Raw genomic sequence first — 15589 nt, 5'->3', positions numbered from 1 at the left:
ATCGGAGGAATTACGCCATGACCCAGCGAATCCCCATGACCGACTACGACGCCACCGCTGCGGCATTCCGCTGGGACGTGCCTGAAACGTTCAACTTCGGCGCTGACGTGGTCGATGCCTGGGCTGAGGATCCAGAACACCTAGCCATGATCTGGTGTAACGCCGAGGGTGAAGAGCGGCGCCTGACGTTCCGGGAAGTAAGTCTCGCCAGCAACCGATTGGCACACTCTCTGACGGCACTGGGACTGCAGCGCGGTGACCGTGTGCTGGTGGTTCTGCCCCGAATACCGGAGTGGCAACTCACCATGGTTGCATGCCTCAAGGCAGGCCTTGTCCCTATTCCCTGCGTGGAGATGCTCACGGAACGGGATCTGAAGTACCGCGTTGAACACGCCAACGCCCGTGCAGTGGTCTGCACGGCAGCCAACGCGGACAAGTTCGCCTTTGCGCCTCAATCCCTTATTCGCATCAGCGTGGGCGATGCCCCGGGATGGCACACTCTCTCCCACCTCCTCCGGGATGGCTCGGAGTCGTTCACCGCGGTGCGAACCGGTGCCGATGAAGCGGCCATCATGTACTACACCTCCGGCTCGTCCGGGCATCCCAAGGGCGTCACCCATGGCGCACGGTCGCTCTACGCCTGGAGGGTGTCAGCATGGTACTGGCTGGACCTGGACCAGCACGATCTGATGTGGTGCACGGCGGACACCGGCTGGAGCAAGGCCGGGACCAGCATCCTTTTCGGTCCTTGGAGCTGCGGGACGCCGGTTCTGTTCTACGACGGACCGTTTGATCCGCAACACCGCCTTGCCCTGCTGCGCCAATACAAGGTCACCGTGTTCTGCGCTGCGGCCACAGAGCTCCGCCGGCTTCTCCGCGAACCACTCCAGGCCGAGGATTACCGTGGCCTGAGGCTGACCGTCTCGGCCGGTGAATCCGTGGACCCTGCAACGGTCAAGGCGTGGTCCGACACCATGGGTATCCCGCTACTCGATGGATACGGCCAGACCGAAACCTTGATGACGGTGCTCAATTTCGTCGCCATGCCGGTCAAGCCCGGCTCCATGGGTCGCCCCTTGCCGGGTACCGAGGTCGCCGTTCTGGACGACAACAATGACCGCCCCGCAGCCACGGGCGTGCCCGGGCGGCTGGCAATCGCATTGCCCAACCCCCAGGTGATGCTTGGCTACTGGAACGACGCTGACCGGACGCGGGCCGCCATGACCACGGTCGGTGATCAACAGTACTTCATCACCGGCGATCGGGTGGTCATGGATGGGGACGGGTACCTTTTCTACCATGGCCGGGACGATGATCTGATCAACGCCTCCGGCTATCGCATTGGCCCCCTGGAGGTCGAGAACGCACTCATGGAGCATCCGGCGGTGCTGGAATGCGCAGCGGTGGGTAGTCCCGACCCGGAGCGTGGCGAGGTGGTCAAGGCGTTCGTCGTTCTACGCGAAGGGCACGCATCCAGCGACGAGCTCGTGCGCGAGCTACAGGACCATGCCCGCCGGCTCACTGCCCCTTACAAGTATCCGCGCAAGATTGCCTTCAGTGACGATTTGCCGAAAACGCCCACCGGGAAACTGCGCCGGCGCGTGCTTCGGGAACAGGAATGGCGAGATACTGGAGAATCCGAAAGCTAACTCGCAGATACGTACTGCAAGCGTCCCAGGATCTGAATAACCGCATGCGCACTCTCCTCACTCTCCTTCGCCATCTCTAGCGAATAGGGCCCGGCAAAGTCATCGATGAACTCCATCTGGCTGACACCGGATATTGGTTCAAGCAGAGTTGCGGCGATTAATGGAGGGTATGTTGTGGGCTAGAACCCTGGAATTCCACCTCTGCGAATTCACGGGTAGTGCAGCGCCGATACCGACACAGGCGTCATCCGGTTATTTCAGCCGCTCGGGAGTATGAAGTTACGCGACCTCCTTCCTCCTCCCAACGCTCGATCGCAGCCTGTTGTGACAGGACGTGTTGCCTGCGATTGCTCAGTGGTGCCACCGTGCCGGATACGTCGTTTGTAGCCGGGTTCTCGTTCCAGCACGAGAGGGGGCCCGTATCTGCTGCGTTGTGCATGGTGATTCCTTCAGCTCGCGTCTCTTTGCTCTATGTACGAGCATGCTCGTTCACCGGTGTCGGGTCTGTACGCTGGAGCACGCGTTGACCGACAAACTCTGCGGCAGCGAACAGGCGTTTCTCTGGCTCGGTCGGACCTTAGCGGAAAACATGTGCGGCGACTTGGAGATGACCTCCGATGGGACGGGGCGGCCCCGTATAGAGGGCCTAACGAGTAGTCGCCAGCGATAAGCGCTGGTGGCTACTCACGGGAGTACAGCAAGTCATCGATTTTGTCGTAGTGCACCTCTTCCCCCCTACTGCCTTTGGGGAAATCTTTTTAATTTCCCTTCTCTGCGCGCGCGCGGAGGAGGGAAAGTTTTTTTGCAGCTACTGCGCCCAATTGTATCGACGTCATAACCGTCTGTTTTTGAAAGATAATCACTCCACCAGCCTTTCTCCCAACAAACTTCCCTTCTCTAGAGAAGGGAAGTTTGTTTAGTGTTGCCGGGGCTGTCAGCGCAATATCTCTATCTATATGTTTTTAATGGATTTTATGGATTTTCGCGCTTTCATCCTCAATTTTCCCTTCTCTAGAGAAGGGAAGTTTTCAAAGATTTATCAACGCCATCACCTCTATATTCTGTAAGTCTCTGTTTTTCATTCTCATTTCGGCGAACCATGATTTTCTTCAAGAATTTCCCTTCTCTAGAGAAGGGAAATTTTCGGCTTTTCTTTACAAGGACAGCATCATCCAACCGCCGCCCCCGTCACACATGCACAATCGCTGGAGTACAAGGGAGGCTGAGCGATGACGCGTTTCGTGCGGGGTGAGGCTCGCGGTCAGAGCACGCTGTTTCCGGAGTGCCTGGGTCGCTCTCTACCCGGGCAGTTTATGGGCTCGAGTCGTTCGTGGGTCAGGAAATGGCCGCCTTTACGACTCTTCCGCCAAAGAGGCCTCGATCGCCTGCTTCATCGTTGCCATGAGCGCTTCAAGCTCCGCTTGTTTCCCGGTTCAGGAATCCTCGCAATGGCCAAGGTAGCCTCTCCTAGCGAGGTCCAGTAGAAACCCGTTGTCTTCATCGAGCCGCGCCATCGCCCATGCTGCGGCCGCGTCCTTCGGTGCGATTACTCCCTGTCTGGCCGTCAGCCACATTCGGGCAAGTGTCAGCAGCGCGTTGCGCTCATCTCCCCCGATGCCCTCAATGACTTCCGGCAGAGAGTCTTTGATCGCTCGTCGGACATCCGCCATTGGCACGCGGTCGAGGGTGGCTGAGGCAGTGGGACCGAGTAAAGGGAGGCTGTTATCCCGAACCTTCTTCAGCACAATGGCGAGATCGGGATCAGCGCCGGGAGCGGGAATTCGCCCCTGCTCGAACTCCTCTCTCAGCCATTCCCCGTAGACCAACTGGTTCTTCGGGGGATAGTGCCAAGGGACAACGTCAGACTGGCAAACGATCGTCAACTCGAGCGGCCTTCTGCCCTCGTCATTGCCAACTGGACCCGAGACCTGCAGGAGGTCCGCAATGAGTCTGCTGCGCACTAGCTCGGGCAGTCCACGCTCAACGATGACGAGGACATCGACATCGCTCGCGGCTCGCAGCCCTCCTGCGACGGCGGAACCGAACAGGTAAGCCGCGACGACCGATTCACCGAGAGCGTCCTGGACAACCCGAAGGCCTTGTATTGCTTCGCTGGGGATGTCTTGCTTGCTTGTCATGGGAGTGCGGAGTGCGCTGCGGGCGCAGTTGTGAGCTCAGGCGGGCCGCCAAGCTTCACTTGGACGTATGCTCGCCGCCTTCTCTTTCGCTCTTGGTGGCGTACGAGGGGATTTGGCGCACCAGTCGTGGCAGTTTCTTGAACGGTACGGCCGGGGCCGTCAACTGGTCCACTGTCCCGGTGAGGTAGAGGTCTGAATCCGGGGCGTAGAACAGCCAGGAGCCGGACGCCCCGGTGTGGCCAATGAGCGTCGGGATCGGGAAGAACGGCTTCAGGAGGCGTGGAGCCTGGAACCGCATCATCGCGAGCCCGTATTCGATGGGCCAGCCTGGCGCAGAGGGAATCAGGGAAAACCCCAGCGGGTTCCAGTGCTGCCGCATCCGTTCTGCGGTCGCTGGATCGTCGAACAGTTCCCCTGTGATGAGGGCGCGCAGGAATCGGAGCGTCTCCTCCGCCGTGCTGAACAGATCCCGGAACGAGCGCAAGGCGAGCGGGCGGTCCATCGGCTCGTCGCCTGCCCATGGCACTGCGGCGGGTGGCATGGATGCCTCTGGAGGCGTTCCGGGGTGCCACGTCCGGGTCAGGCCAAGCGGCTCGTAGATGAGCGTCGCGAACGCTTCATGGATCGGTCTGCGGGTCACCGCTTCGATGACGGCCATGAGAAGCTGAAAGTTGGTGTCCGAATAGCGCACGGTGTGCCGGTGACCATCGAACGGCCGTGGGACGAATGTGTGCCCCCCTGGCAGCCCGAACCATGTCGATCACATCGGACGTGTCCCAGCTCAGGTCACCCTGCTCAATGACGCGATCCAGCAACCCCTTCTGCCCCCTCGGCGCCTCGGAGAGGTACTCGGGAAGCCCGGAGGCATGCCCCAGGAGGTGGCGCAGCGTGAGATCGGCCGTCCTGTCCTGCCCCCGGCGTCGATGCAGACCGGACACCAGTTCGTCGGGGAGATGGTCCGTGAGCGGATCGTCGATGGAGAGCCGGCCTTGTTCCTCGAGACGCAGGACTGCAGCACCGATGTAGAGCTTCGTGACACTGGCGAGGCAGTAGGGGGTCTCCGGCGTCATCGGGGCCCCGGACGGGGTTGCGGTGCCGGTGGCACCGACCCAGCGGTACGAACCGTCACCCGGCTCAACGCCGAGGACGACGTTCCGGATCCCCCGCAGACCAGCCAGGTCCTCGACCGCACGCTCCAGCACCTTCTCGACGGCTGGCGGAACCCTTCCATGAAGAATGACTCTCGCAAGTCCAGCGGCCCCCATATCGCTGCTCCATTGAGACAGTGATGTCAGAAGCGGTAACCGATGCCAACGGTGGCGTGATGGAGCCATGCATAGGTATACACGCTGCTGTTATCCGCACCGCCCTCCAGCGTGCGATAACCGCCGAAGACATGCCAGCCCGTGGGCAGCGTGTGGCGCACCTGAACGGCAAGGTCCAGGGCGCGCCCCTGCGGCGCGGCCGCGCCCTCAAAATCGAGCACCAGCGACGTACGATCGGTCAAGTGATAGGCGCCATACAGGTGGAGCAACGGCACGAACCCCAGGTCTTCGTTCCTTGCGCGAACGTTGTCCTGGCGCAATTCGATATGGGCGTCCCTGACCAGCAGTGCGGCGCCCAGGCCGAGATCCCAGTCGTCATCCCGATGGAACATCCAGCGATAGGTCAGTCGATATGTATTGAACTTGTAGCTGGCACGCGTCGGGGTGTCCGCCTCGAACGTTTCGCCGTCGAACTCCACTTCCCTGTTCAGGGTTCCTCGCCCGGTCTTCCTTACGGGCGCCAGGTTGAGGCGAACACTGTGCCGCTCGTTGAAGTCATAGCCCACGTAGAGGCGAACGTAAGGGTCACCGCCGCTCCCTGTCAGATCACGCAGGTCAACGGTGGTCCCAGTGTCGGATGGAATGCGTGCGCGGTTGCGGCTGAACCACAGGCCACCGGTCTCCAGCTCGGCGGTCCAGCCAGATGAATCAGAACCCGACGCCTGCACCTGCGCAGGAGCCGGCAAAGCCAACACCATCAAGAACAGGAGACCGTGCTGATAGATCCTGTGCATCGTGGAGTCCTGCCTGGTAGGGGTTGCGAGGAAGACGCCCGCCCCCGGCTGGCTGGTTCTCGAGGTCACCGGAAGGCATGACCATGCCATGCGCGAGCGTCATTAAACGTTCGAACCGTTGAACCTACCGCCAAGCACGGCGTCGGGGCTAGGCCAGAGAGGGCAAGTGATCGCCGTTCGAAGTCCCGCCCTACGAGTCGATGATACCCGAGGTGAGATCGTTCGTGCTGCTCTCGGAGCATACAACGGCGCGACGACATGGCGCTTCTTGCCCGTCACTTGAGAGCGGACGCTTGTAGTTGATTGGGTGATGACCAAGCAGCGTCGGTTCGAGCCAAAGAGATACCTACGCTACGCGCTCTAGAAGCTCTGGGCTGTCGTTCCGGGGGGAGTTCACGCGTGTGCTCACCGGGTAGGCGTCCATCAGCTCGACGGGGAACGGCCCCAGCACCTCTCGGGCATCACTGCTAGAGCCTTCAAGCCAGACACCGCAATACTCAGGCGTAACCATCGCCGGCATCCGCGCCTTGGCGTGGATCTGCGCGACCATGGGATTGGCGGAAACGGTAATGATCGTGCACGACTCAACCGTCCCTCCATCAGGCCCAACCGATGTTTCCCACAGTCCGCAGAATCCGAATGGCTCTCCGCCGGCGAGCCGAATTAAGTACGGCTGTTTCCCCCCAGCGACCTCTTGCCACTCGTAGTATCCGATTGCCGGGATGATGCAGCGCTGAGCGCGCTTCCAAGGGCTCCGGTATGTGGCAGCTGTCTCTACTGTCTCGGCGCGGGCGTTGATCGTGCTGTACTTCGTCGGCTGCCCTTTGGCCCACGCCGGGACAAGTCCCCAGCGCAGCATCACCCCTTCACGCTGCCCATTAGCCAGCCGGATCACGGGCACGTTCTGTGTGGGCGCAACGTTGTACTTGACCCAGTCATGGGTCCACTCGCGGGGAATCACGTTGAACGCCCGCTCGATGGCCGCATCGGTCTTGCTTACGAATCGCCCGCACATGTCGCTTCGTCACCGATGATTCAGGATCTCCAGTCTAGCGCAGTCCGTTGAGCCGCGTGCGAGCGACCGGGACGACCTCGCTTGTGGGTTTCGCTCTCACAACCAGGACTGCTTGTTGTGCGGGTTGGCTGCCAGGATATCGGCCCGCGCCAGAGCCAGCCAGCTGCACTTGGCTGGCGCATGCCTGTACCGCCTTCGCCCAGTTGGAAGGGAACGAGCTCTCTGCCAAACCGTGCACACCACGGGGCGGGCTCTCGCTTAAGGAGTCCGCAAGAGCGTTTCCGCCTCGTCTAGCCACCCCAGCCACGCCTGACCTGCGCTGATGCCCCGGCGCAGGGCCAGGTACTGGAGGCGATAGTGGCGGGATAGAGTCTCTGGTTCACTGAACCATGTCGCTTCAATCTCCCTGTAGGCGGCGAGTCGCTCCTCCCAGGCGTGGCGCAGTGAGACAAGTTCGTCGAAAAGGACACGGTCCTCCACCAAGTCGCCGGCAAAAAATTTCACCAGCAGCGGGTCCCGTGTCGCCGGCCGTGGTTGGGGTGTCGCCAACCATTCACGCAGTGCCACCTCCCCCGCCGGGGTGATGGTATACCGCTTGCGATCGGGGCGCTCCGCCTGGGGTTCCGCCTCCATGCTCAACAGGCCTTCGTCGTGTAGCCGCCCCAACTCCCGATAGATCTGCTGGTGGCTCGCATTCCAGACGAATCCCTGGCGGCGTCCGAATCGCTGGTTCAGGTCATACCCCGTCGCGGGGCGCTCGTGCAGTGCCGCCAGAAGGGCATATCGCAAGGCCATGACAACTCCTTATGCAACTTGTTGCATACAACGTGATGCCGAGGCATCATTATGCAACAAGTTGCACATGAGGACAGCGTCATGACTCTAGAACCCTTGCTGCAAAGTACGCTGGCGGTCCAGGTTCATACCCTGGCTGCCGTCCTGGCCTTTGGCATCGGCATCGGACAGTTCCTCCTCCCACGAGGGTCGACCGTACACCGTGTGGTGGGGTGGAGTTGGGTCGGGCTGATGGCAGTCACCGCCGGGTCGTCGTTCTTCATTCACATGGGACGGGTGTTCGGGATCTGGAGCCCCATCCACCTGCTGTCAATATTCACCCTGGTCATGCTGGTTCTCGCGGTCCGAGCGGCGCGCCGCCGGGATGTCGCCACTCATCGCAGCATCATGATTTCCCTCTTTGTGTTCGCACTGGTGGGGGCGGGCGCGTTCACCTTCCTGCCGGGGCGGATCATGCACGTGGTGGTTTTTGGCGGCTAAAGGACTGTTGGATTCAAGCGGTCAGAGCCCAAGAGCCGACCCTCGGACGCTTGCGTATTCCGGCCCATCGTGACCACCCATTCCGATTAACCGTATACCCGTCCCAGCGGAGTAGTACAGCACGTCGCCATACCCGAGAATGCGCCCGATTATGGTTTGATGAACGCCGACGCGCCGGATGTGTGCCAGCTTGGTGGTGTTTTTCTTCTTGGCGATCAGGCCGTAGACCTCGCTGACATCCGTTGGCGTGACAACGTACCGGTTGGCGAGCCACTGGTACCCGATCACGATCACGAGGCCATAGCCCGCAACGCCAAGACCGACGTAACGGATGATGTCACTCCCTCCCGCGATCACCCCGGCAATCCTCCCATCCGGAGCAACCTCGATCAGCGCGTTCAGACCGGCGATCGTTAAAGCGCCGACCAACTGAGGCGCCAGTGCCATGACTGCGCCGATAAGGACCAGGAGCCACGCACGCCAGAAGGAGCGCTTCGCCGGCCGTGTGGTTTTGTTGAAAATCGTCTCTTCACTCATCAGTGTTCTCACTCTCTTTGTTGGTGCTACCAATACCCCCTTCCGCTGACAGCTTGCGCGCCTTGCGGAGAGGGACCCTCGCTTTACGGACCGACGCGAACTCTTCGCGCAGGCGCGTAAAGTTCCGCTCGACCTCAAGAACCAGTTCGCGCTCCCACTCCTGGGCATACCGAAGAAGCTTCGTCTCCGAGTCCCCATGGCTGGACACACCCTTCCGGAGATGCTCGGAGCGGAGGTGATTCTTGCCATCCTTTGATTGAACCCATGAAAAGCGAACCCAGAAAATCTCGAGGTTTCCTGTGTTCGGCCGGTGCCTGACCCTTACGCCGAGATGGCTTCTTTCATGCTTTGGACGCTCAGCGTTACCGCTGTAGTGGCTATTCCAGAACTCGCTTGCGTAGTGATTCGCGGTCTCCGCAATCTCACGCTCCTTCTGATCGAGACTTTCCTCTATTTGACTGTACTCCATACCTGTCCCTCCTACTGCCTTGGGGGGAATTTCTTAAATTCCCCTTCCCTGCGCGCGCGCAGAGGAGGGGAATGTTTTAGCAAAACCCTTTGACCATTTTGCGCAGAGGCGTAACTACCGGTTTTTACGAAATTTTTTTCGTGCATTCTTTTTCCTCTCAAAATTCCCCTTCCCTAGAGAAGGGGAATTTTCCATGATTTTTCCAATGACCTAGCTAGTCAGGCTATAAGTAATTGTTTTTGCGATTTATTCTGGCCAACTGTTTACTCTTGAAAATTCCCCTTCCCTAGAGAAGGGGAATTTTTGTACGTTTTGCGCGAGCCCAGAGCAGAATCTATAAGTCCCTGATTTTACTGGCGTTTATCTGTCTCCTGTAGTCTTGAAAAATTCCCCTTCTCTAGGGAAGGGGAATTTTTGTACGGTTTGCAAGACCCCAAAGCAACATCTCTACGTAATTGATTTTGAAGGCTTTTATCTGCCTCCTGTATTCTTTGCAAATTCCCCCTCCCTAGAGAAGGGGAATTTGCTTATTTTTTGCAAGGACAGCATTATCCCATCGCCGCCCCCGGCAAACATGCAAAACGACCGGCTTTGAATCGCTATTTATTGCAAGTGACCAGTCGAACCGTGACAGCAGCGACCCATAAACGCGGCATCACTCCTGAAGATCGCTCTCTGTGTACCTCTGGTGTACCCATGGGTCGACTAATCTCGATTTTCCAACTCAGCCCCCTCGTCTTGCTCGGGTTTCGCAACATCTGTGTACCTACCGTGTACCCATGGGTCGACTAAGGGGTAAACATTTTCTTGGAAGCGCATACCTCTAGGAGGTGAGCGGCTGATGCCCTGCCACCCGGCACGCGCCCGGCGTCTGCTCCGCCATGGCCGGGCCCGGGCGCTGCGCCGCACCCCTTTCACGATCCGGCTTCTGGATCGGGCGTCGGGGGCAACGCAGCCGGTGCGTCTGAAGATTGACCCGGGTGCCCGGATCACCGGTATCGCCCTGGCGGCGGAGGGCGACCGGTCGAGCCGGGTTGTCTGGGCCGGTGAGCTCGACACGAGCACCGCTCGGCGCAGATCCGCAAGCGGCTGAATGACCGCCAGGCATTCCGCCGGGCACGGCGGGGGAGGAATTGTCTTACTCCGACCCAGAGCCGCCAGTCGCCGAATTGCTGCGACGGTCTGCTTTATTGACTTGCGCGCCACCAAGGGTAGTGCAAACACTTAACCCACCGGACATCGGAAGGGAGTAGAAACCGGGCTTGTATCCACGACCTGCGCTTGGGTGGCGTAGCCTGGCTAGAGTTGACGCTAGCGGACTCGGCGTGAAGGTCGGCAACCGGGCGGCATCCTGGCCCTGCTCATAGATGCCGGCATCGCCATTGGGCACGCTCACAACCACGAGTGGAACCCAACAATCGGGTAGTCGGCCGCAGATTCGCACTGAAGCGTTTCCAGGTAGGACATCACTGCCGGATCGATTGGCCCGGCGGGTGACTGACAACCTCGAATCATTGCGATCACGTCCGGTGTTGCGTCACGCCCCGCACAGCGTGGGGCCATGGCCCGGTCGCCGCGCTTGTCCGCAAGTAACCGGCTTCGAAACCCTCTGCCGGCAGAGGCGCTGCCCCCAGAAACCCCTGCCAGGTATCGCAGCCAAGTTCGCGGAGCAGCAAAAGCTGCTCTCGGGTTTCCACCCCTTCGGCCTGAACCTTGAGGTTGAGCGTGTGCGCCATGGCGAGAATGGCGCGAATGATGGCTTCGTTCTCGTTGTCGTCATGTAGCTCCGCGATGAAACTGCGGTCGATCTTCAGTTTGTTCAGCGGGAACCGACGAAGATACGCCAACGACGAATAGCCGGTTCCGAAATCATCGACAGCGAGCCTCACCCCGCTGGATTGGACAGCGTGCAGCTTGTCGATGGTGCCGTCACCGAGTGACATCAGTCCGCTCTCGGTCAGTTCCACCTCAAGGTGGTGCGATACGCGCTCGTGGCTTGCGAGAGCCCGCGTCAGCGCCGCCGAGAACTCGCCCTGGGCGACCTGCCGTGAGGCAACGTTGAATGCGACCACGCCAGGGTCGAGACCAGCGTCAAGCCACCGTTGGATCTGCCCGATGAGCGCCTGCATGACCCACTCGCCGAGAGGCAGAATCAACCCGGTTTCCTCCGCTACCGGAATGAACTCACCGGGGGAGATCAGCCCTCTGTGAGGGTGCGCCCAGCGCAACAACGCCTCGGCCCCCACCAGTTGCTCGGAGCCTACGTCGAAAACGGGCTGAAAGTGGAGTCGCAACTCATCGTTCTGGATTGCATGACTCAGGGCCTGTTCCAGCTCCAGTCGTCTCTGGGAACGCTCCATCATGTCACTGCTATAAAAGGCGAACCCATTCTTGCCATTCGTTTTGGCCTCATTGAGCGCGGCATCCGCCTCGCTGAGCAGCGACGCGAGGCCCTCTTCGGACACGTCGCGCATGCCGTCGCTCACGGTGATGCCCACGGTGCAACGCACACTGATGGGATGGTGTCCTTGCGGGCGCAGTGGTTCGCTCAGGCTCTCCAATAGCCGCTCAGCGAGTCCTGCCACCTGATCCGGCGACTCGACCGCTGGTGTGATCAGAATGAACTGGTCGCCGCTGAAGCGTCCGAGAGCGGCATCATCAACAACGCCGCTCAGGCGGCGGGCAACCTGCTTGAGTATCAGGTCTCCCGTCTGATGCCCCAGCGTTTCATTGATGATCTTGAAGTCGTCCAGGTCCAGAAACAGGACAGCAATCTGGTTTCGCTCCAAGGCTGCCTGGTGGAGTGCCGTCTTCAGGTGCTCCTGCATCAGGGCGCGGTTGGGCAAGCTCGTAAGCGGATCATGGAACGCCAGGTATTGCAGACGATCCTGATCCGCCTTGGCCTTGCTGATGTCGCTGATCACGGAGACATAGCGGGCATCTCCGGAGGTTCCATCGACGATCTTGGTAATCGTGATCCATTCGGTGAATCGGTTGCCGTCCTTGCGTCGGTTGACGATCTCGCCCTGCCAGGCATGATCACGCTCCAGTGTCTCCCACATCTGGCGGTAAAACTCCCGGTCATGGAATCCCGAGCTCAGCACCGAGGGGTTCCGGCCGAGCAGTTCTTCCTGTCTGTATCCGGTAATCCTCTCTAGGGCTTCATTGACGTAAATGATCTCTCCGTTGCCATTGGTTACAAGCACCCCATTGTGAGCGTTCTCGAGGATGCGCTTGTGGAGTTCAAGATCACCGATGATCAGAGCCTGGCGATCACTGAGGCGCTGGATCAGGAGCCACAGCATGACCGCCGTGACGACAATGAAGCTCCACCCCTTGATGGTCTGCGCGAAGGTAATGGCCTCCGGCCCCAGAGTCTGGGGGAGCGTCATGAGAAGCAGGCGGTCAGAAAGGGCAATCCACAGGACGCTGACGACCAGATAGATGCCAACAATCCGTATTGGGGATAGACAGACGCGTCGGTGTGCCAAGTAGCTGGTCGAACTGGTTGCCTGTGGAAGCGCGGACTGTAACACCAAAGCAAGAGCAGACCGAGTCCCTTACGGGTTAACCCGATACCAGGCCATGGACTGGGGGCGGGGCAACGGCAAGCGCGGGTTCACAGAGTACGCTTGAACAACCGCGGGAACGGCAACCCTCAGTCGGTGGCGAGCCGCACGCAGTTCCGGCCTGCTGCCTTCGCCGTGTAAAGAGCGCGGTCGACCCGTTCCTGAAGCTTTTCAATACGCTCCTCCGGATGAACCACCACAACTCCAGCGCTGATTGTGACCGGCCCGACGGTCGGGAACGGCGTCGCGGCCACCACCTCGCGGAGGCGCTCGGCCAGCACGGCAGCAGCATCCTCGTCCGCATGGTTGGCGAGGACCAGAAACTCCTCTCCGCCCCAGCGGCTCAGGAAGTCCGTGTCGCGCAGCGTCGCGTTGCACCGATGGACCACTTCTCGCAGGACCGCATCCCCGACCGGGTGGCCCCAGCGATCGTTTACATGCTTGAAGTGGTCCAGGTCGAACATCACCAACGCAAAGGACGTTCCGTGCCGCTTGTAGACGATCATGGCTTGGTCGAGATACTCGTAGAAGCGATGCCGATTGTAGGCGTTGGTCAAGCGATCGCGGCTCGCGAGGCGCTCGAGTTCCGTTTCTAGCCGCTTCTGTTCGCTGATGTCGTGGAAGACGGAGACGTAGTGGGTCTCTTCACCGCTGACATCGGAAACCGCGCTGATTGATTCCCACTGCGGATAGATCTCGCCGTCGCGGCGGCGGTTCCAGATCTCGCCGGCCCACTGGCCGTCGCGGTGTACACGCTCCCAGAGGGCCTGGTAGAAAACCTCGTCATGATGACCGGAGGAGAGAACCCGCGGATTGCAGCCCACGACCTCCTCGGCGTGATAGCCGGTGATCTCCGTGAAGGCTCTGTTGACCTCGATGATGCGCGGCCGGTTATCCGTAATGAATACGCCCTGGCCACTGTTGAAGGCGGCGGACAGCAGTTCCAGTCGCCGCTGCGTCCGGTGTCGCTCCACGGCGTAGAGCAGGACCCGCTCCAGCATGGCCGGTGCCAGGTCGTCCTTCGGGAGGTAGTCCTGCGCGCCTAGCTGCAGCACCTCTTGCCCGAGTCCGCGACGGCGTTGACCGGTCATGACGACCAGAGGCAAGCGGGCCCCTCCCCCGTCCCGGAATTGCCGAACCACGTCCAGAACATCCGAATCGGGCGGGCCGAGGTCAAGCAGTACTACATCGAAGGACTCCGTCCGCACGCGCTCGAGAGCCTCCTGCACTCGACGGCAACGTGTCACCGCGAACGCGGTGTCCTCGACGTCCTGCAGGAGATCCGTGACGAACTGCGCATCCCTTGGCGTGTCTTCGACGAGTAGCACCGCAAGGTGCTGGTGGAATTCCTGATCCATACGGCAAATTCTTCATTCCCCCGGCGGGGGGGTAGGAGCTGGACATTGTGCCGGACAAGAAGGCGGGGCCGTGCAATTGCGTCGTGGTAAGCAGAATGGACCCACGAATCTTCCGGACTCTGCGAGGAGGGAAGTCTACGACTCGACCGATGGTTTTGCCACCCCGTCGCACCGCGTCAGTTACTGGATGGTTAAGGGGAGTTCAGCCGGCGGCATACAGCGATTGCAGCGCTGGACGCCCGGAAGACTATGGCCCACTCGAAGATCGTGCACGTGCTGCGCCCTGTTCTGGACGGCTGCACCCCTATACTTGCTGAACGCCGTCCAGCTCCCCCCAAGCGATGCCGTCGCCAGTGGAATACTTGATGCTGTACATGAGCGAGTCCACCGCGTGCAGGCACGCTCCGACGGACTCTGGGGGCTGAATGCAGTTCAGTACGCCAATACTGAACGTCACCGAAGCCCCCATGGCCTGCATGTCAGCAAGCAGTGCGGTGCGCAGCTTGGGGATACGGGTGCGGGCGATCTCCGCCGTGCAGTCGGGCATGAGGACACCGAATTCGTCGCCACCCACCCGGGCGACAACGTCCGTGCTGCGGAAACCGCTGCTCAGACGGGCCGCAACGGTTTTCAACAATTCGTCTCCGAAGACGTGACCATGCACGTCATTCGCTTCCTTGAATCGGTCTGCGTCGATGAACACCAGCGTAAACGGCACACCGTTTTCCCGGAGTTCTTTGATGCTCTGCTCAATGGCTTTCTTGAACACCCGTCCATTGAGCACATCGGTCAGAGGGTCAAGCCGGGCCAGGCGCTGGTGCTCATTCAGCGATTCCGCGAGGTGATTCCGCGTCTCCACATGGTGCGTGATGTCACGCACGGCGGCGAAAAAGATTCTCCCGCAATCCAGGTCGGCCACGCTGATGGTGGCACCAGCGGGAAACTCAGTCCCGTCTGCGCGCCTGGCACGGATCGACCGCCGGTGGCCCATGCGACGCGTACGGACACCTTCCTTCGCGAATGTCTCGAGGTGGGCTTCGTGGGCTGCGCGGTTGTCCGGTGGCAGCAAGATATCCAACTGCCGGCCGAGCACGTCGGGGGCGCAGTAGTCGAACAACTCCTCGGCTCCTCGATTGAACAGGACAATCTGTTGCTCGGCGTTAATGCCGATCAGGGCGTCACCAAGGCTGTCGATCAGCCCGCTCATCAAGTCCGTCGTGAACGGTTGATAGGCCTCCGAGACGCTTGAATCGAGTCCGGCGCTCATTATCGGATCTCGCTCTTCATGCAACGGCACACTTTCCGCGCTGCCCCTGCGGCTGTTTGGCGCTGAGATTGTACACGGATCCGTCCCTCTCCCTGCATCTCGTGCTAGCCAATTGGTCGGAGTCGCAGTCTGCCCAGCTACACCCGCAGTCCACGACGCCGGTTCGTAATGGCCGAACACAACGTACCGGAATGACGCGCTGCTTCTCCAAAGCGTCGGCATGAGTCTTCAACCGGACGATAGGCTGCGTTCA

13 protein-coding genes and 1 pseudogene are annotated in these 15589 nt (G+C 60.4%); 3 read left to right on the top strand and 11 right to left on the bottom strand.

The features are described from left to right. The first annotated feature begins 17 nt into the window (after positions 1-17). The gene (locus KU884_RS08745; protein WP_217351452.1) at positions 18-1649 is read left to right on the top strand and encodes an acyl-CoA synthetase; all 1632 of its coding nucleotides are present in this window, start codon (positions 18-20) and stop codon (positions 1647-1649) included. Between the two features lie 1352 nt (positions 1650-3001). Here the strand turns inward: KU884_RS08745 and KU884_RS08740 are convergent. From KU884_RS08740 to KU884_RS08720, 6 genes and pseudogenes are all read right to left on the bottom strand, one after another. After that, a pseudogene (locus KU884_RS08740) lies at positions 3002-3787 on the bottom strand (aminoglycoside adenylyltransferase family protein). 55 nt (positions 3788-3842) lie between these two features. Next, entirely contained in the window at positions 3843-4445 is a 603-nt protein-coding gene (locus tag KU884_RS18975) for a serine hydrolase domain-containing protein (protein ID WP_254432221.1), read from the bottom strand. Continuing rightward, positions 4405-5052 (bottom strand): serine hydrolase, encoded by a 648-nt coding sequence (locus tag KU884_RS18970; RefSeq protein WP_254432220.1) that lies wholly within the window; start codon positions 5050-5052, stop codon positions 4405-4407. The genes KU884_RS18975 and KU884_RS18970 overlap by 41 nt, the downstream gene beginning before the upstream one ends. Positions 5053-5078: 26 nt before the next feature. Further along, a complete protein-coding gene (locus KU884_RS08730; protein WP_167782281.1) occupies positions 5079-5846 on the bottom strand; it encodes an outer membrane beta-barrel protein in 768 nt (255 codons plus the stop codon). Between the two features lie 346 nt (positions 5847-6192). Next, the gene (locus KU884_RS08725) at positions 6193-6861 is read right to left on the bottom strand and encodes an SOS response-associated peptidase (protein WP_167782280.1); all 669 of its coding nucleotides are present in this window, start codon (positions 6859-6861) and stop codon (positions 6193-6195) included. 258 nt (positions 6862-7119) lie between these two features. Then, entirely contained in the window at positions 7120-7656 is a 537-nt protein-coding gene (locus KU884_RS08720) for a PadR family transcriptional regulator (RefSeq protein ID WP_167782279.1), read from the bottom strand. Positions 7657-7737: 81 nt separating this feature from the next. Here KU884_RS08720 and KU884_RS08715 point away from each other — a divergent pair, with 81 nt between their 5' ends. Continuing rightward, positions 7738-8136, top strand: coding sequence for a DUF2306 domain-containing protein (locus tag KU884_RS08715; RefSeq protein WP_167782278.1), 399 nt, complete (start codon positions 7738-7740; stop codon positions 8134-8136). A 21-nt stretch (positions 8137-8157) separates the two neighbouring features. Here the strand turns inward: KU884_RS08715 and KU884_RS08710 are convergent, their stop codons facing one another. After that, positions 8158-8673 carry a PH domain-containing protein gene (locus tag KU884_RS08710; protein ID WP_167782277.1) on the bottom strand — a complete coding sequence of 172 codons (516 nt, stop codon included), beginning with the start codon at positions 8671-8673 and terminating at the stop codon, positions 8158-8160. Beyond that, positions 8666-9142: a conjugative transfer protein MobI(A/C) gene (gene mobI / locus KU884_RS08705; protein ID WP_167782276.1), complete on the bottom strand. Its 477-nt coding sequence runs from the start codon at positions 9140-9142 to the stop codon at positions 8666-8668. Before mobI ends, KU884_RS08710 begins: the two co-directional genes overlap by 8 nt. Before the next feature lie 841 nt (positions 9143-9983). On the opposite strand from mobI, the gene KU884_RS08700 reads away from it, so the two are divergent. After that, positions 9984-10235, top strand: coding sequence for an RRXRR domain-containing protein (locus KU884_RS08700; RefSeq protein ID WP_167782275.1), 252 nt, complete (start codon positions 9984-9986; stop codon positions 10233-10235). Positions 10236-10662: 427 nt separating this feature from the next. Here the strand turns inward: KU884_RS08700 and KU884_RS08695 are convergent, their stop codons facing one another. The 3 genes from KU884_RS08695 to KU884_RS08685 all read right to left on the bottom strand — a co-directional run bounded on the left by KU884_RS08695 (position 10663) and on the right by KU884_RS08685 (position 15366). Beyond that, a complete protein-coding gene (locus tag KU884_RS08695; protein WP_167782274.1) occupies positions 10663-12534 on the bottom strand; it encodes a bifunctional diguanylate cyclase/phosphodiesterase in 1872 nt (623 codons plus the stop codon). A gap of 266 nt (positions 12535-12800) precedes the next feature. Next, positions 12801-14069, bottom strand: a complete 1269-nt coding sequence (locus KU884_RS08690; protein ID WP_167782273.1) for a diguanylate cyclase — start codon at positions 14067-14069, stop codon at positions 12801-12803. Positions 14070-14373: 304 nt separating this feature from the next. Next, positions 14374-15366: a GGDEF domain-containing protein gene (locus KU884_RS08685; protein WP_167782272.1), complete on the bottom strand. Its 993-nt coding sequence runs from the start codon at positions 15364-15366 to the stop codon at positions 14374-14376. Positions 15367-15589 lie beyond the last annotated feature (223 nt).

It is taken from the genome of Aquisalimonas sp. 2447 (assembly GCF_012044895.1).
In the GTDB taxonomy this organism is placed as follows: Bacteria; Pseudomonadota; Gammaproteobacteria; order Nitrococcales; family Aquisalimonadaceae; genus Aquisalimonas.
Note: the sequence above shows the minus strand (reverse complement) of the source record. Positions and strands in the feature narration are given on the sequence as shown.

Excerpts from the sequence above, each read along its gene's own strand:
- KU884_RS08745 (WP_217351452.1), top strand. The coding sequence starts at position 18 with ATGACCCAGCGAATCCCCATGACCGACTACGACGCCACCGCTGCGGCA.
- KU884_RS18975 (WP_254432221.1), bottom strand. The coding sequence starts at position 4,445 with ATGGCCGTCATCGAAGCGGTGACCCGCAGACCGATCCATGAAGCGTTC.
- KU884_RS18970 (WP_254432220.1), bottom strand. The coding sequence starts at position 5,052 with ATGGGGGCCGCTGGACTTGCGAGAGTCATTCTTCATGGAAGGGTTCCG.
- KU884_RS08730 (WP_167782281.1), bottom strand. The coding sequence starts at position 5,846 with ATGCACAGGATCTATCAGCACGGTCTCCTGTTCTTGATGGTGTTGGCT.
- KU884_RS08725 (WP_167782280.1), bottom strand. The coding sequence starts at position 6,861 with ATGTGCGGGCGATTCGTAAGCAAGACCGATGCGGCCATCGAGCGGGCG.
- KU884_RS08720 (WP_167782279.1), bottom strand. The coding sequence starts at position 7,656 with ATGGCCTTGCGATATGCCCTTCTGGCGGCACTGCACGAGCGCCCCGCG.
- KU884_RS08715 (WP_167782278.1), top strand. The coding sequence starts at position 7,738 with ATGACTCTAGAACCCTTGCTGCAAAGTACGCTGGCGGTCCAGGTTCAT.
- KU884_RS08710 (WP_167782277.1), bottom strand. The coding sequence starts at position 8,673 with ATGAGTGAAGAGACGATTTTCAACAAAACCACACGGCCGGCGAAGCGC.
- mobI (WP_167782276.1), bottom strand. The coding sequence starts at position 9,142 with ATGGAGTACAGTCAAATAGAGGAAAGTCTCGATCAGAAGGAGCGTGAG.
- KU884_RS08700 (WP_167782275.1), top strand. The coding sequence starts at position 9,984 with ATGCCCTGCCACCCGGCACGCGCCCGGCGTCTGCTCCGCCATGGCCGG.
- KU884_RS08695 (WP_167782274.1), bottom strand. The coding sequence starts at position 12,534 with ATGACGCTCCCCCAGACTCTGGGGCCGGAGGCCATTACCTTCGCGCAG.
- KU884_RS08690 (WP_167782273.1), bottom strand. The coding sequence starts at position 14,069 with ATGGATCAGGAATTCCACCAGCACCTTGCGGTGCTACTCGTCGAAGAC.